18 protein-coding genes are annotated in these 22,657 nt (G+C 65.4%); 12 read left to right on the top strand and 6 right to left on the bottom strand.

Features of this window, described 5'->3' with window-relative positions; all coding sequences use genetic code 11:
- Positions 1–162: 162 nt before the first annotated feature.
- The 10 genes from BLR26_RS18035 to chrA all read left to right on the top strand — a co-directional run bounded on the left by BLR26_RS18035 (position 163) and on the right by chrA (position 13,460).
- Positions 163–1,056, top strand: a complete 894-nt coding sequence (locus BLR26_RS18035; RefSeq protein ID WP_045198654.1) for an AraC family transcriptional regulator — start codon at positions 163–165, stop codon at positions 1,054–1,056.
- Between the two features lie 73 nt (positions 1,057–1,129).
- A complete protein-coding gene (locus BLR26_RS18030; protein WP_093383489.1) occupies positions 1,130–3,034 on the top strand; it encodes a M14 family metallopeptidase in 1,905 nt (634 codons plus the stop codon).
- Between the two features lie 90 nt (positions 3,035–3,124).
- A complete protein-coding gene (locus BLR26_RS18025; RefSeq protein WP_093383484.1) occupies positions 3,125–4,315 on the top strand; it encodes an MFS transporter in 1,191 nt (396 codons plus the stop codon).
- Positions 4,316–4,351: 36 nt separating this feature from the next.
- Positions 4,352–4,861: a sigma-70 family RNA polymerase sigma factor gene (locus tag BLR26_RS18020; protein ID WP_045198658.1), complete on the top strand. Its 510-nt coding sequence runs from the start codon at positions 4,352–4,354 to the stop codon at positions 4,859–4,861.
- A 3-nt stretch (positions 4,862–4,864) separates the two neighbouring features.
- Positions 4,865–5,815 carry a FecR domain-containing protein gene (locus tag BLR26_RS18015; protein WP_045198659.1) on the top strand — a complete coding sequence of 317 codons (951 nt, stop codon included), beginning with the start codon at positions 4,865–4,867 and terminating at the stop codon, positions 5,813–5,815.
- Positions 5,816–5,929: 114 nt separating this feature from the next.
- Positions 5,930–8,416, top strand: coding sequence for a TonB-dependent siderophore receptor (locus tag BLR26_RS18010; protein WP_093383480.1), 2,487 nt, complete (start codon positions 5,930–5,932; stop codon positions 8,414–8,416).
- Between the two features lie 109 nt (positions 8,417–8,525).
- Positions 8,526–9,515: a helix-turn-helix transcriptional regulator gene (locus BLR26_RS18005; protein WP_045198664.1), complete on the top strand. Its 990-nt coding sequence runs from the start codon at positions 8,526–8,528 to the stop codon at positions 9,513–9,515.
- Between the two features lie 81 nt (positions 9,516–9,596).
- Positions 9,597–11,339 (top strand): amidohydrolase, encoded by a 1,743-nt coding sequence (locus BLR26_RS18000; protein ID WP_093383475.1) that lies wholly within the window; start codon positions 9,597–9,599, stop codon positions 11,337–11,339.
- Between the two features lie 41 nt (positions 11,340–11,380).
- Complete coding sequence (locus BLR26_RS17995; protein WP_045198667.1) at positions 11,381–12,115, top strand: TorF family putative porin; 735 nt, start codon at positions 11,381–11,383, stop codon at positions 12,113–12,115.
- A gap of 145 nt (positions 12,116–12,260) precedes the next feature.
- Positions 12,261–13,460 (top strand): chromate efflux transporter, encoded by a 1,200-nt coding sequence (gene chrA / locus BLR26_RS17990; protein ID WP_093383471.1) that lies wholly within the window; start codon positions 12,261–12,263, stop codon positions 13,458–13,460.
- Here chrA and BLR26_RS17985 read toward each other — a convergent pair.
- Genes BLR26_RS17985 through BLR26_RS17975 form a run of 3 tightly spaced genes read right to left on the bottom strand, consistent with a single transcriptional unit; the run spans position 13,453 to position 15,288 of the window.
- Complete coding sequence (locus tag BLR26_RS17985) at positions 13,453–14,238, bottom strand: PhzF family phenazine biosynthesis protein (RefSeq protein WP_093383466.1); 786 nt, start codon at positions 14,236–14,238, stop codon at positions 13,453–13,455. The genes chrA and BLR26_RS17985 overlap by 8 nt on opposite strands.
- Positions 14,239–14,241: 3 nt before the next feature.
- The gene (locus tag BLR26_RS17980; protein WP_093383461.1) at positions 14,242–14,937 is read right to left on the bottom strand and encodes a helix-turn-helix transcriptional regulator; all 696 of its coding nucleotides are present in this window, start codon (positions 14,935–14,937) and stop codon (positions 14,242–14,244) included.
- Positions 14,938–14,994: 57 nt separating this feature from the next.
- The gene (locus tag BLR26_RS17975) at positions 14,995–15,288 is read right to left on the bottom strand and encodes a DUF7693 family protein (protein ID WP_093383457.1); all 294 of its coding nucleotides are present in this window, start codon (positions 15,286–15,288) and stop codon (positions 14,995–14,997) included.
- A gap of 136 nt (positions 15,289–15,424) precedes the next feature.
- Between BLR26_RS17975 and BLR26_RS17970 the strand changes: the two genes are divergently transcribed.
- Positions 15,425–16,825, top strand: coding sequence for a M16 family metallopeptidase (locus tag BLR26_RS17970; protein ID WP_176794264.1), 1,401 nt, complete (start codon positions 15,425–15,427; stop codon positions 16,823–16,825).
- A 13-nt stretch (positions 16,826–16,838) separates the two neighbouring features.
- Here the strand turns inward: BLR26_RS17970 and mobA are convergent, their stop codons facing one another.
- From mobA to BLR26_RS17955, 3 genes are all read right to left on the bottom strand, one after another.
- Positions 16,839–17,414 carry a molybdenum cofactor guanylyltransferase MobA gene (gene mobA / locus BLR26_RS17965; RefSeq protein WP_093383449.1) on the bottom strand — a complete coding sequence of 192 codons (576 nt, stop codon included), beginning with the start codon at positions 17,412–17,414 and terminating at the stop codon, positions 16,839–16,841.
- A 61-nt stretch (positions 17,415–17,475) separates the two neighbouring features.
- Entirely contained in the window at positions 17,476–20,604 is a 3,129-nt protein-coding gene (locus tag BLR26_RS17960; protein WP_093383444.1) for an efflux RND transporter permease subunit, read from the bottom strand.
- An 11-nt stretch (positions 20,605–20,615) separates the two neighbouring features.
- Positions 20,616–21,794 carry an efflux RND transporter periplasmic adaptor subunit gene (locus BLR26_RS17955; protein WP_093383439.1) on the bottom strand — a complete coding sequence of 393 codons (1,179 nt, stop codon included), beginning with the start codon at positions 21,792–21,794 and terminating at the stop codon, positions 20,616–20,618.
- Positions 21,795–21,950: 156 nt separating this feature from the next.
- Here BLR26_RS17955 and BLR26_RS17950 point away from each other — a divergent pair, with 156 nt between their 5' ends.
- Positions 21,951–22,652 (top strand): response regulator, encoded by a 702-nt coding sequence (locus tag BLR26_RS17950; protein ID WP_045198685.1) that lies wholly within the window; start codon positions 21,951–21,953, stop codon positions 22,650–22,652.
- The last annotated feature ends 5 nt before the right edge of the window (positions 22,653–22,657 follow it).

The raw sequence follows: 22,657 nt of genomic DNA, 5'->3' as shown, positions 1-22,657 counted from the left end.
CGGTGATCGGTGAAGGCTGCGCATTCTGCGCATCCAGCGTCGGCTCGCCTATCGTCATTCCTCCGCCAGTCATGCCTAAAACTCCGTACTTGGTCGCCGGACTCTGGCGCCTGGCCGCGAAGCTGCGATGATGTCAGTGTCCAATCCTCCGTGCGGTTTTTCATGCAGCTCACTCGCCACTCCGATGCCAACGCCACCCTCTGTACCCTGATCCGCTCCCTGGCGCTGCGCCCGGGTTTTGTCGACACGCCACTTGCCCAGGTGCAGGTGCTGTCGGCCAGTCACTACGTGGCCAGCAGCCCGCAGATTTACGAACCGAGCCTGATGATCCTCGCCCAGGGCAGCAAGCTGGCGCGCCTTGGGCCGCGTACCCTGGAATACGGCGCCGGGCATTACCTGGTGCAGGCGCTGTCGGTGCCGTTCATGTGTGAGACCTTTGCCACCGAGCAGGAGCCGCTGCTGGGGGTGTCGGTGGCCATCGACCGCGGCGTGCTCGGGGAGCTGGTGCAGAGCATGGGCCTGGCGCCAGACCGGGCGATCACGGCGCAAACCCCGGAGTCGATGACCTCGGCGGCGCTGGATGAGGCCATGCGCGACAGCGTCGAGCGTTTGCTGCGCTGCCTGCTCGACCCGCTGGACTGCCAGGTAATGGGCCAGGCGCGGGTGCGGGAGGTGCTGTATGTGGCCTTGCGCGGGCCGCAGGCCGGGGTGTTGCGGGCACTGGTCGAGCAGCAGGGCCACTTTGCCCGCATCGCGGCGGCGCTCAGCTACTTGCGCGAGCACTATGCCGAACCGCTGAGCGTCGAAGCGCTGGCGGCGTGCGCGAACATGAGCGCCTCGACCTTTCACGAGCACTTCAAGCGCAGCACCTTGCTGTCGCCGATGCAGTACCTCAAGCGCCTGCGCTTGCTCAAGGCCCAGCAGATGCTGATCGGTGAGGGCATGGGCGTGGCCCAGGCGGCGCACCGGGTGGGCTACCAGAGCACCTCGCAGTTCAGCCGCGAGTACAAGCGCCATTTCCAGCGCAGCCCGGGGGAAGAACAGCCGTATCTGTGACCCGGCCTGGCTCTCGTCTGCTTACACATTGTGGTTTAAGGTGGGCACCTGCCTCTCATGACAGGGATCGATCATGAAACACCCGCTTTTGCAGCCCCTCGTTGTCGCGCTGTTGCTGGGCGCTGCCGTGCAAGCCCCGGCGGCGTTGCCCAGCGCGCCGTCGTATATCGACGATAGCCTGTATTCCCCGGCTGCCAAGCAGCGCATCCTGCCAGCGATGTTCGCCCAGACCCTGGCCAGCACCCGTTACCTGGCCAGGCCGGACAACCCGCTGATCACCCAGGCCGAGGCGAGCGAATTTCGCCAGACCAGCAACTACGACGAAACCCGTGCCTACATGACCCGCCTGGCCGCCGCCTCCGGGGGCAGCATCGTGCTCAACGACCTGCCGGAGAAAAGCGCCGAAGGCCACCCGATGTTGATGGCCATCGCTTCCCTTGAGGTCGACAAGTCGCCGGCCGGGCTCAACGAGTCGGGCAAGCCGACGATTTTCGTCGAAGCCCAGATTCACCCCGGCGAAGCCAATGGCAAGGACGCGATGTTCATGCTCCTGCGCGACATGACCACTGGCGACAAACCGCTGGCTGCGTTACTGGAGAAGGTCAACATCCTTTTCATTCCCACCGTCAATGTCGACGGCGACCTGCGCCGCAGCGCCTACGGGCGCATCAACCAGAACGGCCCGGATGAAACCGGCTGGCGGGTCAACGGCCTGAACTACAACCTCAACCGCGATTTCACCAAGCTCGACAGCGCCGAGATCCGCAACGTCGCCTGGGTGTTCAACACCTACCAGCTGAGCTTTTTTGCCGACACCCATTCCACCGACGGCGCCATGTACCCCTACGACAGCTCCTATTGCCACAATGGCAACGGCTGGTCGCCGGCCAGCAGCGCCTGGATCGACAAGGTCATGCGCGCACCGGTGTACCAGGCGCTGGAGGCCGACGGCCATGTGGTGCATGAATGCATCAGCCTCAACAGCAACCAGGACCCGACCCAGGGTTACTACCCGTACCGCACAGACTACGCGCGCTTTTCCAACCAGTACGGCGACATCCGCAACGTGCCGTCGATCCTCATCGAGCAGCACGCCTTGCACCCGTATCAAACCCAGGTGCTGGGCAACTACGTGATGCTCAAGAGCATGTTCCAGGTGATTGGCGATCAGGCCACGTCGCTTGGCGAAGCCATCCGCCAGGACCGCGAACGCCTCGAAGCCCAGGAGCAGGTGACCCTCACCTGGAAACCGGGCAAGGCCCAGAGCACCGCCTTTACTGTCGGTGACTACCGCTATGAGCAGTCGCCGATCACCGGTGCCAGGACCCTCGTCTGGAGCAACACGCCGAAGAAGCTCAGCGTGCCGGTGACGGGCAACACCGAGCCCGACCTGGTGGTCAAACGGCCTAAACAGTATGTGGTGCCGGGCCAGTGGCGCGAGGTGATTGCCCGGCTCAAGGCCCATGGCATCCACATGACCACCCTCGACAAGCCGACGCCGATTGCCGTCACCCTGTATCGCATGGACCAGGTAAAAGTGGCGGGGGGCTTCGAGCCCGATCGCACCCAGGTCAACCAGATCCCGGGCTACGAAGGGCGCTTGCTGGTCAGTGGCGTGGCCAAGCCGCTGGAGCGCTTGCAGACCTTCCCGGCCGGCTCGGTGGTGATCGATACCGACCAGCCGCTGGGCGTGCTGGCGGTCAACCTGCTGTACCCCGAAAGCCCCGACTCGTTCTGGGCCTGGGGCTTTTTCAATGCGACCCTGGTGGCGGCGGAAGAACCGGAGGAATACGTGATGGAGCCGATGGCGCGCAAGATGCTCGCCGAAAGCCCCGAGCTCAAGGCCGAGTTCGACAGCAAGCTCAAGGGTGACAAGGCCTTCGCCGCCAGCCCCAGCGCACGCTTGCACTGGTTCTACCAGCGTACGCCGTTCTATGACGTCAATGCCTTTGTCTATCCGGTGGGGGCGGTGTACTGAACCGGTATCGATCGGTCTGAAAACGGTATTGGTCATACGCAAAAACCGTGATCTATAAAGGCTCTGGTCTTCCCGCCCGAGCCTTTATGCATGAACACCCGCCGTCGTTCACTGATTGCCGCCAGCATGGCCCACGCCGTGCACGATGGCCTCACCGATGTCATCTACGTCTTGCTGCCGCTGTGGCAGGCGCAGTTTGCCCTGAGCTTCGCCCAGGTCGGCCTGCTGCGTGGCGCCTACGCCGGGATGATGGCTGGCCTGCAATTGCTGGCCAGCCGCGCGGCAAAACGCTGGGGCCGTGAGCGTCTGCTGGTCGGCGGCACCGCCCTGGCCGGGCTGGCCTACCTGGTGGCTGGCCAGGCCGGGGGCCTGGGTATGCTGCTGTTCGCCTTGTTGCTGGGCGGCCTCGGTGCCAGTACCCAGCACCCGCTGGCATCGTCGTTGGTCAGCGATAGTCATGAGGCCGGCGGCGAGGTCAAGAAGGCGCTGGCGCACTACAACTTTGCCGGTGATATCGGCAAGATGCTGGTGCCCGCCGGAGTCGGCCTGTTGCTGGTGGTGACCAGCTGGCAAACCAGCGTCACCGTGCTGGGCATCCTTGGCCTTGCGGCCGCTGCGCTGCTCTGGTGGCTGATCGCGCCGCAGCCGTCGGCGGCGCCGGGCGTGCGCAAAGCAGTGATTGCTGTTGGCAGCGACTCCGCCAGCGGCCTGGCCGCCTTGCTGCTCACCGGCACCCTCGACAGTGCGGTACGCATGGGCTTTCTCACCTTTCTGCCGTTTCTGCTGCAAGCCAAGGGCGCAGGCTCCGCCGGTATCGGCCTGGCGCTGATGCTGCTGTTCGTCGGCGGCGCCTTCGGCAAGCTGCTGTGCGGCTACCTGGGCGCACGTATCGGCATGATGAAAACCGTGTGGTGCACCGAGTCGCTCACTGCGCTGCTGATCGTGTCGATGCTGTACCTGCCGCTGACGCCGATGCTGGTGCTGTTGCCGCTGTTGGGCCTGGTGCTCAATGGCACCTCGTCGGTGCTCTACGGCGTGGTGCCGGAGCTGGCGGGGGCGGGCAGGCGCGACCAGGCCTTTGCCCTGTTCTACACCGGCACCATCGGCGGCGGCGCCCTGGCACCGGTGGTGTTTGGCGCTGTTGGCGATAGCGCCGGCATCACCACGGCGGTGATCAGCCTGGCGGCACTCCTGCTGCTGACCCTGCCGCTGTCCTGGTGGGTGGAGCGGCAACTGCATTGCGGCTTGCCTGGCAAATTTGGATCTAACTATAATGAATGAGATTCATTACCAGATAACTTTGCCCAGGCCGCCTCCATGTCCAGCGCTGACCCTTCGCTGCAACTCGCTGTTCACACGCTGTATGAGGCGCATCACCCGTGGCTGTGCGGCTGGCTGCGCAAGCGCCTGGGCTGCCGCGAGCATGCCGCGGACCTCGCCCAGGACACCTTCATCCGCGTCATGACCCAGCGCAAGGCCCCGGAACTGCGTGAGCCACGGGCCTACCTGAGCACCGTCGCGCGCAGCCTGATGATCGACCTGTTCCGCCGCCGCGCACTGGAGCAGGCCTACCTCGAAACCCTCGCCGCACGCCCGGAGCTGCTCGACATCTCGCCGGAAACCCGCGCCCTGGTGATCGAGACGCTGATGGAAATCGACGCCATGCTTGACGGTCTGGGGCGCAAGACCCGCGAGATCTTTCTCATGGCCCAGCTCGACGGCCTGAGCTACGTGGAAATCGCCCGGCGCCAGAACCTCGCGGTCAACACGGTGAAGAAACACGCCGTGCGCGCCCTGACCCATTGCCTGCTGCTGGCCGAGGACTGAGCGGTGAGCGCCCAGCGCCTGGATCGCGCCACCCTCGAAGCGGCCGCCCACTGGTTCGTCGAACTGCGCTGCGAAGCGCCAGACCCGGCTACCCGCCTTGCCCACCAACAGTGGCTGGCCGGTGATCCGCGCCACCGCCAGGCCTGGGAGCGCTTGCAGCGGGTACAAGGCACCTTTGCTCAGGTCAGTGCTGGCGTTGCCCGGCCGCTGCTGGCCAGCGCCCAGGCCAAGCGCCGCGAAGTGCTCAAGGTGCTGTCGCTGCTGCTGGCCGCGGGCGGGGCAGGGACCCTGGCCTGGCAGACCACGCCGTTGCCGGCCTTGATCGCCGACCAGCGCACCGGCACCGGCGAGCGGCGCAGCATAGGCCTGCAGGATGGCAGCCAGTTGCACCTGAACACCGCTACCGCGGTGGATATTCACTACAGCGGGCAGTTGCGCGAACTGCGCCTGCTCAGCGGCGAGATCCTCATCGAAACGGCAAAAGATGCCCTGGCCCGGCCCTTCATCGTGCATACCGGCGAAGGCAGCATTCGCGCGCTGGGCACGCGTTTTATCGTTCGCCGCGACGCCGGGCGCACCCGGGTGAGCGTGCAGGAGCATGCCGTGCAAGTGCGTTGCAGCGCTGATCTGCTCACCCCCGTGCGGGTCGAGGCCGGCCAGCAACTGAGCTTTGAGCGCGCCAGCATCAGCCCGTTGCAGCCCGCCAACCCCGAGGCCGACGCCTGGCTGCGCGACCTGCTGGTGGTGCACGACTGGCGCCTGGACGACTTTATCAACGAATTGCAGCGCTACCGGCCCGGGCACCTGGGGTGCCACCCGGCGGTGGCCGGCCTGAGAATTTCCGGGGCCTTCCAGTTGGCCAACAGCGACCCTATTCTCGCCAACCTGAGCAGCACCTTGCCGGTGCGTATTCGCCAGTTCAGCCGCTACTGGGTCAGGGTCGAAGCGGCCTGAAACGCAGCAGAAAATTATTTTCACAAGGGGGGTGTTGATTCAGATTCTCATTCGACTTGTAGGTAGAGGCGCCTCAGACGCCACCACCACTGCCAACGGGCGAAAGGAAACTGCATGTCCCTTTGTAATCCACACTCCACGCGCAACCTGCGCACACTCACCCCTTTGCGCCGTGCCATTGAGGCCGCGCTGTTCGGCTCGGCCCTGGCAGGCGCCGGCGCCAGCCTGATGGCCGCTGCGCCGGCCTGGGCCGAGACCCGCGTCGAAAGCCAGTTCGACATTCCCGCCGGCTCCCTGGAGTCGGCGCTGACCCGCTTTGCCGCCAGCGCCGGGGTCACCGTGTCGTTCCAGCCGGCCGATACCCGTGGCCTGCAATCGCCAGGCTTGCATGGCCGCTACAGCGTCGAGGCCGGCTTGCGCCAGCTGCTGGCCGGCAGCAACCTGCAACTGCTGCGCCAGGACAGCGGTAGCTACTCGCTGCTGCCAGGGGCGGGCGATGACGCCAGCGTGCAGCTGGACGCCACCGCCATCAACGGCAAGGCGGTCGAGTCGGCCTACGGGCCGGTCGATGGTTATGTCGCCACCCGCAGCGCCACCGGCACCAAGACCGACACGCCGATCCTGGAAATCCCCCAGGCGGTCAACGTGGTCACCGCCGCCCAGGTCGAAACCCAGGGCGCGCGCAATCTCACCCAGGCCCTGCGCTACACCCCGGGCCTGAGCGTCAACGGCTTTACCGACCGCAACAACATTGCCGACGAGATCACCAGCCGCGGCTTCGCCCCGACCCCGCTGTACCTGGACGGTGCCTACCTGCCGTACGCCGGAAGCCTGGGCGGTGCGCCGCAGATCGACCCCTACACCCTCGAACGCATCGAAGTGCTCAAGGGCCCGTCGTCGGTGCTGTATGGCCAGAACCAGCCGGGCGGTATCGTCAACATGGTCTCCAAACGCCCGACCCGCGAACAGCGCAACCAGGTCAAGTTCGGCCTGGGCAGCTACAGCCGGGTCAATGGCGCGATTGATCTGAGCGGCCCGATGGATGAAGCCGGGACCCTCAGCTACCGCCTGGTGGGCGTGGCGAAAAAGGGCAACGACCAGCTCGACCACACCAACAGCCAGCGCATGCTGCTGGCGCCGAGCCTGACCTCGGCGCCTAACGAAGACACCGCGCTGACCCTGTATGCCCAGCTGCAGCGCGATGACGGCCTGGCCGATTACCAGGCCTTGCCGAAAATCGGCTCGCTCGACCGCGGCCCCGATGGCCAGCGCATCGACCGCGATGCGTTTCTCGGCGACTCCCATTACAACGACTACCGGCGCGACCAGTTTGTGCTCGGCTACGACTTCAGCCATGCCTTCAGCGACGACTTGAAGTACCGCCAGACCGCGCGCTACATCGACATCCGCGACCGCTACAAGGGTTTCTACCTGCGCGGCTTCGTCAGCGATGCCGACACCGGCGTGCTCGACCAGACCCACGCCACCCGCACCAAGCTCGACTGGCGCCAGCACAACACCGCCTACACCATCGATAACAACCTGGAGTACAAGTTCGCCACCGGCCGCCTGCAGCACACCACCCTGGTGGGCCTCGACTACCGCCGCTTCAACCGCAAGTACACCGGCTACAATGCCTATGGCGTGGCCCCGGTCGATCTGTACAACCCGAGCAACTACCCCACCGACGACGTGGTGCCGCAGCTGACCACCCAATGGGACAACACCATCGGCCAGACCGGCCTGTATGTGCAGGACCAGATCAGGCTCGACCAGTGGATCATCACCGTCGGCGGGCGCCAGGACTGGGCCAAGGTCGAAAACAAGGACCTGCTGGCGCGGACCATCACCGAGCAGAACGACCAGAAATTCACCGGCCGGGTAGGGCTGACCTACGTCACCGAGTTCGGCCTGGCGCCTTACATCAGCTATTCGCAGTCGTTCCTGCCGACCATCGGCACCAGCGCCCCGCAGCGCGGCGCCAAGGCCTTTGAGCCGACCGAGGGCGAGCAGTATGAAATCGGCGTCAAGTACCAGCCGCTGGACAAGACCCTGATCACCGCCTCGCTGTTCGAGCTGACCCAGAAGAACGTCAAGACCGGCGACAAGCTCTACCCTGAGTACGAAAGCCAGGACGGCGAAGTGCGCTCGCGCGGTGTCGAGCTCGAGCTCAAGACCCGCCTCGACAACCTCGACGTGCTGGCGGCGGCCACCTACATCGACTCGTTCTACACCAAGAGCAACTATGGCGATAAGGGCAACCGTTCCGAGGCGCAAGCGCCGGTGTCGGCTACCCTGTGGGCCGACTACCACTTCACCCAGGCTGCGCTCAACGGCCTGACCGTCGGTGCCGGCGCGCGCTACACCGGGCGCAAGCCGGGGGATTCGGCCAACGCCTTCGACGTGCCGGCGTTCGTCGTTTACGACACCACTATCCGCTACGACCTGGGCAAACTCGACCCAAGCCTGCGCGGGCTGCAGACCAGCCTGAACGTGCAGAACCTGTTTGACCGCGAGTATGTCTCGGACTGCAACTATTCCTTTGGCTGCTACTACGGGCAGGAGCGGGTGGCGTCGCTTGAAATGACTTACGACTGGTGATATGAGCCGGCCTCACTGGCGATGGGCCGCATAGCGGCCCTGGGCTGGACGCTCTTGCACCCCTGTGTCACTGTCGGCGCCACCGTTCGGCAGCAAACAGGGTTGGCCAATGCTCAGCAGTACCCAGTTCAAGGCGTTCAATCGTTGTGTCCTGCAACTGGCGAGCTTGGCCCGCGAGGGTGGCGGCTCGCATTTCATCGCCGAGGGCCTGCAGGCGTTTCGCGCAATAGTGCCGTTTGCCTCGGCCTGGTGGGGCGAGATGTCTGGGGCTGGCGCAACCGCTGCGCCGCAAAGCTGGATGCACGGGCGCATCGACCTGCCGCCGGCCTTTGCCCGCGAATGGAGCGAGGTTGCCGGCATCGACTGTTTCGCCCACACCACCCTGGCGCGGCCAGGGCAGGTGGTGCGCGACAGCGAGTTCACCGACCCCAACGAGGCGGTCAATGTCTTCGCCCGCCGCTACGACCTCTATCACCTGATGTGCATTACCTTCGAGCTGCCACAGAGCGGCCTGAACTTTTACGTCTGCCTGTACCGCGGCGAGCACGACGCTGCCTTTTGCGAAAGCGAAGACGGCTTGTTCGCCGCCTTCTGCGAGCAGCTGCTGCAACTGTGGCGCTTCCAGGTGCAGGACATGATCCGTCTCGATACCGGCAACGCGGCTGCCGATTTCGCCATTGCCCGTCTCGATGGCAGCTTGCTGTATGTGGGCGCGCGGGTGTGCGCGGCAATCGAGCAGGCGCTGCCGGGCTGGAGCGGCTCGTTGCTGCCGCCCCAGGTGTGCGCGCAACTGGCCAGGGCGCCGTGCGTGATGCGCCTCGGGCGCAGCAGCCTGACCCTCAGCGCCAATGGCGAGCATGTGATTGTGTCGCTGGAAGCACCCGCGCCAGGGGTGCTGCTGGCGCCCCGCGAGCGCACCGCAGCCATGCTGTTTGCCGCCGGGCACTCCTACAAGGAAATCGCCCGGATGCTGTCCTTGAGTCCGGCGACGGTGCGCACCTACCTGCGCAATTGCTACGTGCAACTGGGGGTCAAGAGCAAGGTGGAGCTGGGTGCGGCGTTGCGCCTGTCGATGCCGGTGGCGGAAAAAACCGCCTGACCCTCCTCATTTGCAGAGGTCCATTGCCGCGCTGCGCGCTATAGGGTGTCACCAGCCCTATAACAACAAGAGAGCGCTGCAATGCAACGATTGATCCCCACGCTGTTGGCCACTGCCCTGGCCTGTGCTTCGCTGCCGGCCCTGGCCGCCGCCGACCTGGTGCTGTTCAACGGCAAGGTCTACACCGGCGAACCCGGCCAGGGCTTGATGCAGGCGGTTGCGGTCAAGGATGGCAAGGTCCTGCAAGTGGGTAGCGATGCGCAGATCCAGGCCCTGGCCGACACCCACACGCAACGCATCGACCTGGCCGGCAAGGTGCTGATGCCCGGCATGATCGACAGCCACAGCCACCCGGTGGTGGCGGCCTACGACAGCCTCGGCGCCAACCTGCAGGATGAGGTCAAGCCGCTGCCCGCGCTTGAGCAGTGGATCCTTGCCGAGGTCGAACAAGGCCGTGGCAAGGCTGGCGATGTGATCAGTGTCGCCGGGGCGAGTTCGGCCTACTGGGACAACAGTCGCGAACTTGGCCAGTTGTTCAACCAGGGCCGCTGGGCCACTCAGCCGCTGGTGCTTAGTGGCATCGACGGCCATACCGGTTGGGCCAACCAGGCCATGCTCAAGCGTATGCAGATCGACGCGGCGTGGGTCAAAAGCCTGTCCGAGCAAGACCGCAGTTATGTCGGCCACGAGGCCGACTTCAGCCCCAACGGCTACTTCGCCGAAGCGCGCTGGGACCAGGTCCGCAGCCAGATCCCCGCAGCCAGCCAGGAAGTGATGCTCAAGGCCGCACGCGAGGCGGTCAGGGTCAACAACCAGTATGGCGTCACCGCCTGGATGGATGCCGCAGCCAATGCCGGCAGCGGCGATTCGCTATTCGATTTCAAGGCCACGGCGCAAACCGTTGGCGTGCTGCCGCTGTACCGGGCGCTGGCCGAGCGCGGTGAGCTCAATGCCCATGTCGCGGCGCTGATGATCACCAACCCCAAGAGCCGGCCGGCCGACCTTGAGGTGCTGGCCCAGGTCGTGAAGCAGTTCGAGGGGGTGCCCAACCTGAGTTTCCCGGGCATCAAGGTGTTTGTCGATGGCGTGCTCGAATATCCGGGGCAGTCGGCGGCGGTCATCACCCCATACAGCAACAGCCACAAGAACGGCCAGTTGTTGATCGAGCCGCAGCATTTCGGCGAGCTGGTGGCCGCGGCCGAGCAGCGCGACTGGATTGTGCACATGCATGCGGTCGGTGACCGGGCGGTGCGCGAATCGCTCAATGGCGTGGCCTATGCACGCACGCTGCAAGGCAAGCCGCTGGCGCACAGCATCAGCCATCTGCAGATGGTCGACCCCAAGGACTTTGCGCGCTTCAAGCAACTGGGGGTGATCGCCTCCATGCAGATGCTCTGGGCGACCGCTGAAAACTACACCGTCGAGCTGGTCAAACCCTACGTCAGTGCCCAGGGCTACGCCTTTCAATACCCGGCGCACTCGTTGCAACAGGCCGGTGCGCTGATCGCCGGCGCCAGCGACTGGCCGGTGTCCAGCCCCAACCCGTGGAATGCCATTGCCCAGGCCATGACCCGCAAGGGCCCGCTGGGTGTGCTCAATGCCAAGGAACGTGTCGACCGCCAGGTCATGTTCCAGGCCTACACCCTCAACGCCGCCAAGGCCCTGCGCCTGGAACGGCAGATCGGCTCGATAGCGCCCGGCAAGCAGGCCGACCTGATCGTGCTCGATCGCGATGTGTTCAAGGTCAGCGCCCAGGAGCTGTTCGACACCAGGGTGCTCAAGACCTACTTCGCCGGCAAGCAGGTGTACGCCAGCGAGTCCTGACAGCGCCGTTACCCGCACACGCATAACAACAAGGGTCTGGTATGAACACACGCTTGCTCATTGCTTTCGCCTGCCTGGCGCCGCTGACGGCCCAGGCATTGACACTCAACGATTCCTTCAGCCTCGACATGAGCCTGGCCGCGACCAGCGACTACCGCTCCCGGGGCATCTCGCAAAGCCTCGGCGACCCGGCGCTGCAGGCCGGCGCCACGCTGATGCACAGCAGCGGCCTGTACCTGGGCGCCTGGACTTCGACGGTGGATTACGGCTTCGACTACAAGACCCGCCAGGAAATCGAGTACTACGCCGGCTGGTACTGGCAGGCCAGCGATGCCATCAGCCTGGATATTGGCTACCTCAAATACAGCTACCCCAAGGAAGGCCAGTTCAACATGAGCGAGGTCTACGCCATCCTTGACCTCTATGGGCTCAAGCTGGGCGCCTATTACTCAAGCGATGCGCCCAACGCCTTTGGCAAGGACCAGGACACCCTGTACAGCTATGTTGCCTACAGCTTCGCCTTGCCGGCCGAGGTCGGCCTGGAACTGCGGGCAGGGCGCAACGATGTCAAGGACCCGGCGTTCTGGTCGGCCAGTGGCGATGACCGCAATGCGTACTATGAGTGGGAGGCAAAGCTGAGTCGCGAGTTTGTCGGCGTGACCTGGGGCTTGAGTTACATCGACACCGACCTGTCCAAAAGCGAGTGCAGCAATTGGTATGGCTATGACGACCTGTGCTCGGCGACTGTGGTGGTAAGTGCCAGCAAGGCGTTCTGAGCCGGCATCAATCCAATGCTGAAGGCAGCGCCGAACCTGTGGGAGCGGGCTTGCCCCGCGATCGAGTGCGCAGCGCTGGTAATTTTCTGGCTGCACAAAGCCCATCGCTGGCAAGATGGGCGCAGTCCGGTAGAACGAGCGTTGTATGCCCCACGCCAACGATCACACGCCATGGCAGGTTTTCCTGATCTTCCTGCGCCTGGGCCTGACGTCGTTCGGTGGCCCCGTCGCCCACCTTGGCTTTTTTCGCCAGGAGTTTGTCAGCCGTCGGCGCTGGCTGAGCGAGCGCAGCTATGCCGACCTGGTGACGCTTTGCCAGTTTCTGCCGGGCCCTGCCAGCAGCCAGGTCGGCATCGCCCTGGGCCTGTCGCGCGCAGGTTACGCCGGGGCGCTGGCGGCCTGGCTGGGATTCACCCTGCCTTCGGCGCTGGCCCTGACCCTGCTGGCCCTGGGGCTGGGCGGTTATGCCGAGGCGGTGCCGGCCGGCATCCTCCATGGTCTTAAGGTGGTGGCGGTCGCGATTGTCGCCCAGGCGGTGTGGGGCATGGCCCGCACGTTGTGCCCGGATGCGCCGCGGATTGTGCTGATGCTGGCGTCTGCCGGGCTGGTGCTGTTGCTGCCCGGTGCCGGGGCGCAGGTGGCGGTGATGGTTGCAGCGGCTGGCGCGGGGTTGATGCTGCTGAAACCGGGCAGCAGCGTTGTCCACGAGCCTTTGCCGATCGGGGTCAGCCAGCGCGCTGGCGGCTGGTGGTGGCTGCTGTTCTTCGCCCTGTTGCTCGGTTTGCCGCTGCTGGCCGGGCTCTGGCCCGATCCGACCTTGAGCATGATCGATGCCTTCTACCGCACCGGCGCGCTGGTGTTCGGTGGCGGACACGTGATGCTGCCACTGCTGCAGGCTGAAGTGGTGCCCACCGGCTGGGTCGGCAACGAGACGTTTGTGGCAGGTTACGGCGCTGCCCAGGCTGTGCCCGGCCCCTTGTTCACCTTTGCCGCCTTTCTTGGCGCCTCGATGCACGGGCCGCAGTCCGGCTGGCTGGGGGCGGTGCTGTGTCTGCTGGCGATCTTCGCCCCGGCGTTCTTGCTGGTGTTCGCGGCGTTGCCGTTCTGGGAGCGCATGCGCCGCAACCCGCGCCTGCAGGCGGCGATGCTGGGCGTCAATGCGGCGGTGGTGGGGCTGTTGCTGGCGGCGTTGTATCAGCCGCTGTGGACCAGCGCCATTGGCCAGCCGCTGGATGTTGTCCTGGCGTTGCTGGCGCTGGTCGCACTGATGGCCTTCAAGCTGCCGCCCTGGCTGGTGGTGATCGGCTGTGGCCTGGGCGGGCAGTGCTTGAGCCTGTTTAGATAAAAATCGTGCCGCGCAGGTACAGCGCCGCCTGGCCGCTGATGATCACCCGGCCGTTGTCGAGCACTTGGCAATGCAACTGGCCTTTGCGCAGGCCGCCTTGCTCGGCGCTGAGGCTGTGCTTGCCCAGGCGCGCGGCCCAGTAGGGCGCCAGCGAGGTATGGGCAGAGCCGGTGACCGGGTCTTCATTGACGCCTACCCGCGGGCCGAACCAGCGCGAGACGAAGTCAACCTCGCGGCCCGGGGCGGTGACGGCGATGCCGCGCACGTCAAAGGCGGCCAGGGCGGCGAAGTCGGGGGCAAGCGCTGCGACCAGCGCCGGGTCGTCGACCACCACCAGGTAGTCATCGGTGCGGTACAGCGCCTCGATCCGCTCAAGCCCCAGGGCCTGCAACAAACCCTCGGGCACGGCCAGCGCCTGTGGCTGGCGGGCCGGGAAGTCCATGGCCAGGCGAGCGCCGTCACGCCGAACGCGCAACTCGCCGCTGCGGGTGGCAAAGCGCAGGGTGTCGCGTTGTTCGCCCAATTGCTCGAACAGCACCCAGGCCGCCGCGAGGGTGGCGTGGCCGCACAGGTCGACTTCTACCGTCGGGGTAAACCAGCGCAGCTCGAACAGCTCGCCATTGGCGACCACGAACGCGGTTTCCGAGAGGTTGTTTTCGGCGGCAATCTGCTGCAGCGTCGCGTCTGCCAGCCAGGCTTCAAGCGGGCACACCGCTGCCGGATTGCCGCCAAACGCCGTGGCTGAGAACGCGTCTACCTGGAATATTTCAACTTGCATGGGTCATTGCTGTCCGTTGTCTGTTGCCCGGAGCTGCTCCAGGTAGTTGTAGATGGTGTAGCGGGTCACGCCGAGCGATGCCGCGGCCTTTTCGATGCCACCCTTGACCAGAAACAGGCCGCGTTCCTGCATCAGCCGCACCGCTTCGCGCTTTTGCGCCGTCTTCATGCCGAGCACACCGCCGGGGCAGGCGTCGTGAATGATCTCGGCCATCAGCTGTTGCAGGTCCCTGGTCTCGTCCGCCACCGGCGCGGCCGCACTGGCCAGGCCCAGCAGCCCGCCGAGCAACTGGTGCGCAGCTTCGACGGCGCTCAGATCGGCATTCACGCACAGGCTGGCAAACGGCTGCCCGCTGCTGTCGCGATAGACCACGGTAGCGCTGCGCAAGGTGCGGCCGTCGGGGGCGAGGGTGGCGTAGTTGTCGACCACGATCGGCTCGCAGCTGCTGCGATCGTCCATGGCCCGGCGCACCGCGGCAAAGCCCAGATCATGACGCGGGCTGCCGAGCAGCGAATCACCGACCCGGCGCCCGGTGACATGGCCGTTGGCGATGGCGAGGATCGAGCGCTCAGGGTTAAGCAGGTCGTGCAGGACAACCTCGGTATGGTTACCGACGACCTGGCTGAGCATTTTCAGGGTGCTGTGCAGTACGCCGAGGATAAGTTGCTGTTCGTGGTTCTTTGCTGGGCAAACCTTCATCGCAGCCTTCGTGGGCGTTGGACGGTGAAGGTAGGCTATCAACGTAAATTTTAAATATCAACACTGTGTTGAATTTGCTGTTTGTAGTCGCAGCAACCGCTCGACCTGCGCCAGCTCCCAGGTGCTGAGCAAGCTCACCGGATCTGTGCCCCATTGCCAGCTGTCCAGCGTGCCTACACGGCCATCGCTGCTGCGGCAGGCGAGGCAATGGTGCAAGTGGCTGCCGTCGAAATCCAGGTGCAGGCGCCAGCCATCGATGTCGATCTCAACCCCGACACGGCGCAACGGGCGAAGGCCGAGGGCGGCGTCACGCAGTTGCTGGCAAACCTCGCGGGCACTCAGGGCTGGCATCTGTTTCATTCTCAAAAGCGGGGGGCTGAGCTTAAAGCCTGCCGGCGCCAGTGTCAGCCGTTGCCCGGGCTTGATCTGCGCGAGCCAAGTGCGTAGCGTCCGCGCCCTGGTCCTTTGAGAAATTGCTATGACCCTGATGGAACGACTCTTCACCTGCGCGTTGGGATTGAGCGCAATCGCCCCGGCCGTGGCCGCCGACAGCCTGGCCATTGAACACTGGACCCAGCCCAGTGGCGCGCGGGTCTACCTGTTGGCGCAAAGCCAGGCCAGCGACCTGCAGATCCAGGTCGACTTCGATGCCGGCAGCCGCCGCGACTCACAGGACCAACCGGGCCTGGCGGTGCTTGGCGCGGTCCTCGCGGTGGAAGGTGTGCACGCCCAGGGCGACGCCCCGGAACTGAACGGCAACGCGCTGCGCATGGACTGGATGCGCCTGGACAGCCAACTCACTACCCAGGTCGATGCCGACCGTTTCAGCTACATCCTGACCATTACCGATAACAACCCCCAGCGCCAGGCCGAGGCCAGCGCCTTGCTCGGCCGGCAGATTGCCGAGCCGACCTTTGCCGGCAGTATCTGGTTTCGCGCCAAGCCCTATTACATTCGCCAGGTCAACGGTGAAACCACCAAGCGTTTTCCCGGGGTAGGGCATCGCTTTGCCCAGGCGCTGTACGGCGACCACCCTTATGCCCGCGAGCTGACCCGCCCGGGGCTGCAGCGCAACAAGCAGATCGACCTGTACGAATACGCGCTGCCGTTCGGCTATGCCCTGACCCCGGCCATGCTCGAACGTACCCGCATGGAAGATCTGCGCAGCCATTACACGGCAATGATGCTGCCGTGCCGGGCCACGGTCAGCCTGGTCGGCAAGCTTGACCGGGCCCAGGCCGATGCCGTGGCCAGCGCGGTACTGGGGCGCTTGCCGAGCGGTCAGTGCACGGCATTGCCGGCGCTGCCCAAGGTGCAGGCCCTGAGCCAGGCCAGCCACCAGCAGATCGAGCCACAGCAAGGCACGATCTGGATACAGATCGGCCAGCCGGCGGTGCCGCGCAGCGACCCGGACTTTTTCCCGTTGCTGCTGGGCAGCGACATTCTCGGTGGCGAGCACTGGCCGACGCGGCTCAATCGGGCCATCGGCCAGGCGCTTGGCGGTGATGTCAGTTGGCAGTCGGCCAGCTATTTCGCCATGGGCCAGCAAGCCGGGGCGTTTGTGATCTCTGTGGAAGTGAGCGCCGGGTACCAGCAGCAGGCCGAGCAAGCGGTTCATCAAGCGTTGGCACGCTTTGTCAGCGAAGGCCCGAGCCCGGAGGAGCTGGACGAGGCCAAGGCGCGTTTGCTTGCCCATTTTGACGGTACCAGCCGCCAGCGCCTGCTTGAACATGTGGCGCAGGTCGCCTTGAACCAGCTGCCGGACGACACCCTGGTGACCTGGCGCGAGCAGCTTGAGGCGGTGACGCCTGCGCACGTAAAAGCGGCATTCCAGCGCGTCGTACAGCCGGGTAAACAGGCGACGGTGGTGGCGGGGCAGGACTACTGAGTTTACCCCGCGATCAGCCGCGCAAAAAATCCGGGGTATTGAAATTGCTCAGGCGCGGGTCTCCCTCGGCGCACTCCAGCGCCCGCAGCGGATGCTGGCGCAAGGTTCGCTGCACCCCCCGGTCGCCGGCGTCCCAGGCTTGCTGCAAGTCGCTGCGCAAGGCGCAGGGGATCAGGCTGAACATCGGCTGCCAGTAACCACCCTGGCGAATCATCGCCGGTTGCTGCTGGTCATTGGCCAGGTTCATCAGCTCAAGGATCAGTGCCTGGTCAATCAGTGGCGCATCGCAGGCCAGCACCAGTATCCAGTCGTGGCGCGCCACTGCAAGCCCGGCCAGTACTCCGGCCAGCGGCCCGGGGAAGTCCGCCTCGGCGTCGCCGACCAGTTGATCGGCATAGGCCCGGTAGCGGTCCTGGTTGCGGTTGCAGGAGATGATCAGGTCGTCGGTCAGCGGCCGCACCACGGCGTGGATGTGGGCGATCAGCGGCTGGCCCTGCCAGTCGAGCAGGCCTTTGTCCTGGCCGCCCATGCGCTGGCCACGGCCACCGGCAAGAATGAGGATGGAGCAGGGAGGCGGGGCGGCGGGCATGGTCAGGGTTCCTGGCAGTATCAGCCGCTCACCTTCCCATGCACGCCGCGGTCTGTCCAGATCAGCTGTCGCTGGCTTCTGGCGCAGGGGCTTGAGCCTTGGCCCGGCGTTTGCCGGTCAGGCGCATCACCACAACAAAGAACACCGGCACGAACACCACCGCCAGGGTGGCGCTGAGCATGCCGCCGATCACCCCGGTACCGATCGCCTGCTGGCTGGCGGAGCTTGCGCCGCTGGCAATTGCCAGGGGCACCACGCCGAGGATGAATGCCAGCGAGGTCATGACGATCGGCCGCAGGCGCAGGCGCGCCGCCTGCACGGTGGCATCGACCAGGTCGTGGCCTTCATCGACCAGGCTCTTGGCGAACTCGATGATGAGGATGGCGTTCTTCGCCGACAGGCCGATCAGGGTGATCAGGCCGACCTTGAAGAACACATCGTTGGGCATGCCGCGCAGGCTCACCGCAATCACCGCGCCGAGCACCCCCAGCGGTACCACCAGCAGCACCGAGGTCGGGATCGACCAGCTCTCGTACAAGGCCGCCAGGCACAGGAACACCACCAGCAGCGACAAGGCCATGAGGATCGGCGCCTGGGAGCCGGACAAGCGCTCCTGCAGCGACAGCCCGGTCCATTCCAGGCCCATGCCCAAGGGCAGTTGGTCGACCAGGCGCTGGATCTCGTTCATCGCCTCGCCGGAGCTATAGCCCGGTGCCGGCTCGCCCGACACGGCAATCGCCGGGTAGCCGTTGTAGCGGGTCAGCTGCACGGGGCCGGTGATCCACTTGGCCTGGACGAACGCCGACAGGGGCACCATCTTGCCGCTGCTGTTGCGCACGTGAATTTTCAGCAGGTCATCGACCTGGCTGCGCTGGTCGCCTTCGGCCTGCACCACCACGCGCTGCATGCGCCCCTGGTTGGGGAAGTCGTTGACGTAGTTGGAACCCACCGCAGTGTTGAGCACGTTGCCGATATCGGCAAACGATACGCCCAGGGCGTTGGCCTGCTTGCGGTCGACTTCCAGCTGCACCTGCGGGCTTTCGGCCAGGGCGCTTTCGCGCACGTTGACCAGCACCGGGCTCTTCTCGGCGGCGGCGAGCAACTGGTCACGCGCCGCCATCAGCCCGGCATGGCCGAGGCCACCGCGGTCCTGCAGGCGGAACTCGAAACCGCTGGAAGTGCCCAGGCCGTCCACCGGCGGTGGCAGCACCGAATAGGCGATGGCGTCCTTGAGCTGGCTGAAGGCGGCGTTGGCGCGGTCGGCGATCGATTGCGCGCTGTCGTCGCTGCCGCGTTCGGACCAGTCCTTGAGGGTGGTGAATGCCAGCGCCGCGTTCTGGCCGTTGCCAGAGAAGCTGAAACCGAGAATCAGCGTGCTGTTGCCCACGCCAGGTTCGGTGGCGTTGTGCGCCTCGATTTGCGCCGCCACCTGTTCGGTGCGGGCGCGGCTGGCCCCCGGCGGCAGCTGGATGTCGGTGATGGTGTAGCCCTGGTCTTCGGTGGGCAGGAACGAGGAGGGCAACTGGCTGAAGCCGTACACCAGCCCGGCCACCAGCACCGCGTAGACCAGCAGGTAGCGACCGCTGCGCTTGAGGGCCTGGATCACCCAGCGCTGGTAGCCGTTGGTCATGCTCTCGAAGCGGCGGTTGAACCAGCCGAAGAAGCCGGTTTTTTCGTGGTGCGAACCCTTGGCAATCGGCTTGAGCAAGGTCGCGCACAGGGCCGGGGTCAGGCTCAGGGCGAGGAACGCCGAGAACAGGATCGACACTGCCATCGACACCGAGAACTGCTGATAGATGACCCCCACTGAGCCTTTCATGAAGGCCATCGGCAGGAATACCGCCACCAGTACCAGGGTGATGCCGACGATGGCGCCGCTGATCTGGCTCATGGCCTTTTTGGTCGCCTCGCGCGGCGCCAGGCCTTCCTCGCTCATGATCCGCTCGACGTTCTCGACCACGACGATGGCGTCGTCCACCAGGATACCGATGGCCAAAACCATGCCGAACAGGGTCAGGACGTTGACCGAGAAGCCCAGCGACAGCATCACCGCAAAGGTGCCCATCAGCGCCACCGGCACCACCAGGGTCGGGATCAGCGTGTAGCGGATGTTCTGCAGGAACAGGAACATCACCGCGAACACCAGGGCCATGGCTTCGAGCAGGGTGGTGATCACCTGCTGGATCGAGACCTTGACGAACGGCGAGGTGTCGTAGGGGATGTCGAACTTGGCCCCCGGCGGCAGGTAGCGCGACAGCTCGCTGAGCTTGGCTTGCACCAGGGTCGCGGTTTCCATGGCGTTGGCGCCGGGCGACAGCTGCACGCTGAAGGCACTGGTCGGCTTGCCGTTGAGGCGGGTGCCGTACTGGTACTCCTGGCTGCCGATCTCGACCCGGGCGACATCGCCAATGGTCACGGTCGAGCCATCGGGGTTGGCGCGCAGGACGATGTCCTGGAACTCCTGGACCGTGCTGAGCTGGCCCTTGATCACCACGTTGGCGGTGATTTCCTGGGTGCCGGTGCCCGGCAGGTCGCCGATGCTGCCCGGCGCCACCTGGGCGTTTTGCGCGGCAATGGCCTCGTTGACGTCATCGGGGGTGAGGTTGAAGCCGATCAGCCTGGCCGGGTCGATCCAGATGCGCATGGCCCGCTCCGAACCATACAGCTGGGCCTTGCCGACACCCTTGAGGCGGCGGATCTCGTTCATCACGTTGCGGGCGAGAAAATCGCTCAGGGTGACTTCGTCAAGGCTGCCGTCCATGGCCGTGAGGGTCACCATCAGCAGGAAACCGGTGGAGACTTTCTCGACTTGCAGGCCTTGCTGGGTGACCGGGCGCGGCAGGCGCGACTCGACCACTTTCAGGCGGTTCTGCACATCGACCTGGGCCAGGTCCGGGTTGGTGCCCGGTTCGAAGGTGGCGGTGATGGTGGCGCTGCCCAGGCTGCTTTGCGAGCTGAAATAGAGCAGGTTGTCGGCACCGTTGAGCTCTTCCTCGATCAGGCTGACCACGCTGTCGTCGATGGTCTGCGCCGAGGCACCCGGGTACACGGCGTAGATTTCCACCTGCGGCGGCGCCACGTCGGGGTACTGGGCCACCGGCAATTGCGGGATGGCCAGGGCGCCGGCAAGCAGGATGAACAAGGCGACCACCCAGGCGAACACCGGGCGGTCAATGAAAAACTGCGGCATGAATCAGGCCCTCACTGGCCGTTGGACTGAACGATGGGGAGGGCGTCCTTGCCCGCGTTGTCGACCTCTACCTGGTCGCCGGGGCTGATGTGCTGCAGGCCTTCGACCACCACCCGGTCACCGGGGGCCAGGCCTTCGCTGACGATCCAGCGGTCGTTCTGCACACTGCCCAGCACCACCGGGCGTTCGCTGACGCGCTGTTCGCCATCGACCAGCATGACCTTCGGCTTGCCGGCGCTGTCGCGCAGGATGGCCCGCTGCGGCACGCTGATGCCTTGCTGCTTGACCGCCTGCTCCAGGCGCACGCGGATGAAGCTGCCCGGCAGCAGGTCGAGGTCGGGGTTGGGGAACTCGCTGCGCAGGGTGATCTGGCCGGTGCTCGGGTCGACGCTGATGTCCGAGAACAGCAGTTTGCCCGGCAGCGGGTAGGGCGTGCCGTCGTCCTGGATCAGCGTCGCGCTGGCCTGGTCCTGGCCCACCTGCTGCAGTTCGCCGGCACGCAGGGCGCGGCGCAGGGCATTGAGTTCGCGGGTCGACTGGGTGACGTCGGCATGGATCGGGTCGAGCTGCTGGATGGTCGCCAGCGGTGTGGTTTCGTTCTGCCCGACCAATGCCCCTTCGGTCACCAGGGCGCGGCCGATGCGTCCGGAAATCGGCGCGGTGACGGTGGCGTAACCGAGGTTGAGCCTGGCTCGCTCAAGCGCCGCCTTGGCCGCGGCGACGTCGGCATCGGCCTGCAGGAAGGCGGCGCGGGCATCGTCGTGCTGCTGGCGGCTGATGGCATTGATGGCGATCAGTTCGCGGTAACGCTGATCCTGCAGGCGCGCCTGGTAGCGCGTGGCCTCGGCGCGGGCCAGGGCGGCGCGGGCACTGTCGAAGTCGGCCTGGAACGGCGCCGGGTCGATGCGAAACAGCACATCGCCCTGTTTGACGTCGCTGCCTTCGCGGTACACGCGCTTGAGCACCACGCCGGCCACCCGCGCGCGCACTTCGGCAGTGCGCGGGGCGAGGATGCGGCCATTGAGCTCGGTGGTGATCGCCAGCGGCTGCACCTGCACGGTCTCGACCCGCACTGCGCTGGGCGGGGCCTTTTCTTCGGCAGGCGATTTGTCGTCGCAGGCGCTCAGGGCGAAAGTGATCAACAACAGCGGCGCCAGGGCGCGCAGACGGGCGGGACTTGAACTGGACATGCGGATCTTCCGAAAATGACCCGGCAATGCTAAGGCAGGCGACCGACGGGCAACAGTTAAGCTGTGTAGGCCATGTGTAAAAAAGTGTGAAGCTTTATCCTGCGAGCGCGTGAGCTCTTATATCCTGCCTGACTTTCCCAGCCTGTCAAACTGCCCATGCCCAATATTCTCCTGGTCGAAGACGACTGCGCCCTGTCCGAACTGATCGCCAGCTACCTGCAGCGCAACGACTTCAGCGTCAGCGTGATTGCTCGTGGCGATCACGTGCTGGCCGAGGCGCGGCGCAACAAACCGGACCTGGTGATCCTCGACCTGATGCTGCCGGGCCTCGACGGCCTGCAGGTGTGCCGGCTGTTGCGCGCCGAGTCCCAGGCCCTGCCGATCCTCATGCTGACCGCCCGCGACGATAGCCACGACCAGGTGCTGGGCCTGGAAATGGGCGCCGACGACTACGTGACCAAACCGTGCGAACCACGGGTGCTGCTGGCGCGGATACGCACCTTGCTGCGCCGCAGCAGCATCAACGAGCCACGCCTTGAGAGCGACCTGATCGTGGTCGGCGGCCTGCGCATCGATCTGGCCGAGCGCAATGTGTTCTGGCGCGAGCAGCCGGTGGAGCTGTCCAGCGGCGAATTCAATCTGCTGGTGGTGCTGGCGCGCAATGCCGGCGTGGTGCTCAGCCGCGACCGCATCCTCCAGCAACTGCGCGGCATCGAGTTCAACGGCACCGACCGCTCGGTGGACGTGGCGATTTCCAAGCTGCGGCGCAAGTTCGACGACAGCGCAGGCGAGGCGCGCAAGATCAAGACCGTGTGGGGCAAGGGGTATCTGTTCAGCCGGGTCGAGTGGGAGTTCTAGCGGCT

This window comes from Pseudomonas sp. UC 17F4 (assembly GCF_900101695.1).
In the GTDB taxonomy this organism is placed as follows: domain Bacteria; phylum Pseudomonadota; class Gammaproteobacteria; order Pseudomonadales; family Pseudomonadaceae; genus Aquipseudomonas.
Note: the sequence above shows the minus strand (reverse complement) of the source record. Positions and strands in the feature narration are given on the sequence as shown.

Excerpts from the sequence above, each read along its gene's own strand:
- BLR26_RS18005 (WP_045198664.1), top strand. The coding sequence starts at position 8,526 with ATGCTCAGCAGTACCCAGTTCAAGGCGTTCAATCGTTGTGTCCTGCAA.
- BLR26_RS18030 (WP_093383489.1), top strand. The coding sequence starts at position 1,130 with ATGAAACACCCGCTTTTGCAGCCCCTCGTTGTCGCGCTGTTGCTGGGC.
- BLR26_RS18035 (WP_045198654.1), top strand. The coding sequence starts at position 163 with ATGCAGCTCACTCGCCACTCCGATGCCAACGCCACCCTCTGTACCCTG.
- chrA (WP_093383471.1), top strand. The coding sequence starts at position 12,261 with ATGCCCCACGCCAACGATCACACGCCATGGCAGGTTTTCCTGATCTTC.
- mobA (WP_093383449.1), bottom strand. The coding sequence starts at position 17,414 with ATGCCCGCCGCCCCGCCTCCCTGCTCCATCCTCATTCTTGCCGGTGGC.
- BLR26_RS17950 (WP_045198685.1), top strand. The coding sequence starts at position 21,951 with ATGCCCAATATTCTCCTGGTCGAAGACGACTGCGCCCTGTCCGAACTG.
- BLR26_RS17975 (WP_093383457.1), bottom strand. The coding sequence starts at position 15,288 with ATGCCAGCCCTGAGTGCCCGCGAGGTTTGCCAGCAACTGCGTGACGCC.
- BLR26_RS18020 (WP_045198658.1), top strand. The coding sequence starts at position 4,352 with ATGTCCAGCGCTGACCCTTCGCTGCAACTCGCTGTTCACACGCTGTAT.
- BLR26_RS18025 (WP_093383484.1), top strand. The coding sequence starts at position 3,125 with ATGAACACCCGCCGTCGTTCACTGATTGCCGCCAGCATGGCCCACGCC.
- BLR26_RS17985 (WP_093383466.1), bottom strand. The coding sequence starts at position 14,238 with ATGCAAGTTGAAATATTCCAGGTAGACGCGTTCTCAGCCACGGCGTTT.
- BLR26_RS18000 (WP_093383475.1), top strand. The coding sequence starts at position 9,597 with ATGCAACGATTGATCCCCACGCTGTTGGCCACTGCCCTGGCCTGTGCT.
- BLR26_RS17995 (WP_045198667.1), top strand. The coding sequence starts at position 11,381 with ATGAACACACGCTTGCTCATTGCTTTCGCCTGCCTGGCGCCGCTGACG.
- BLR26_RS17955 (WP_093383439.1), bottom strand. The coding sequence starts at position 21,794 with ATGTCCAGTTCAAGTCCCGCCCGTCTGCGCGCCCTGGCGCCGCTGTTG.
- BLR26_RS18010 (WP_093383480.1), top strand. The coding sequence starts at position 5,930 with ATGTCCCTTTGTAATCCACACTCCACGCGCAACCTGCGCACACTCACC.
- BLR26_RS17960 (WP_093383444.1), bottom strand. The coding sequence starts at position 20,604 with ATGCCGCAGTTTTTCATTGACCGCCCGGTGTTCGCCTGGGTGGTCGCC.
- BLR26_RS17980 (WP_093383461.1), bottom strand. The coding sequence starts at position 14,937 with ATGAAGGTTTGCCCAGCAAAGAACCACGAACAGCAACTTATCCTCGGC.
- BLR26_RS17970 (WP_176794264.1), top strand. The coding sequence starts at position 15,425 with ATGGAACGACTCTTCACCTGCGCGTTGGGATTGAGCGCAATCGCCCCG.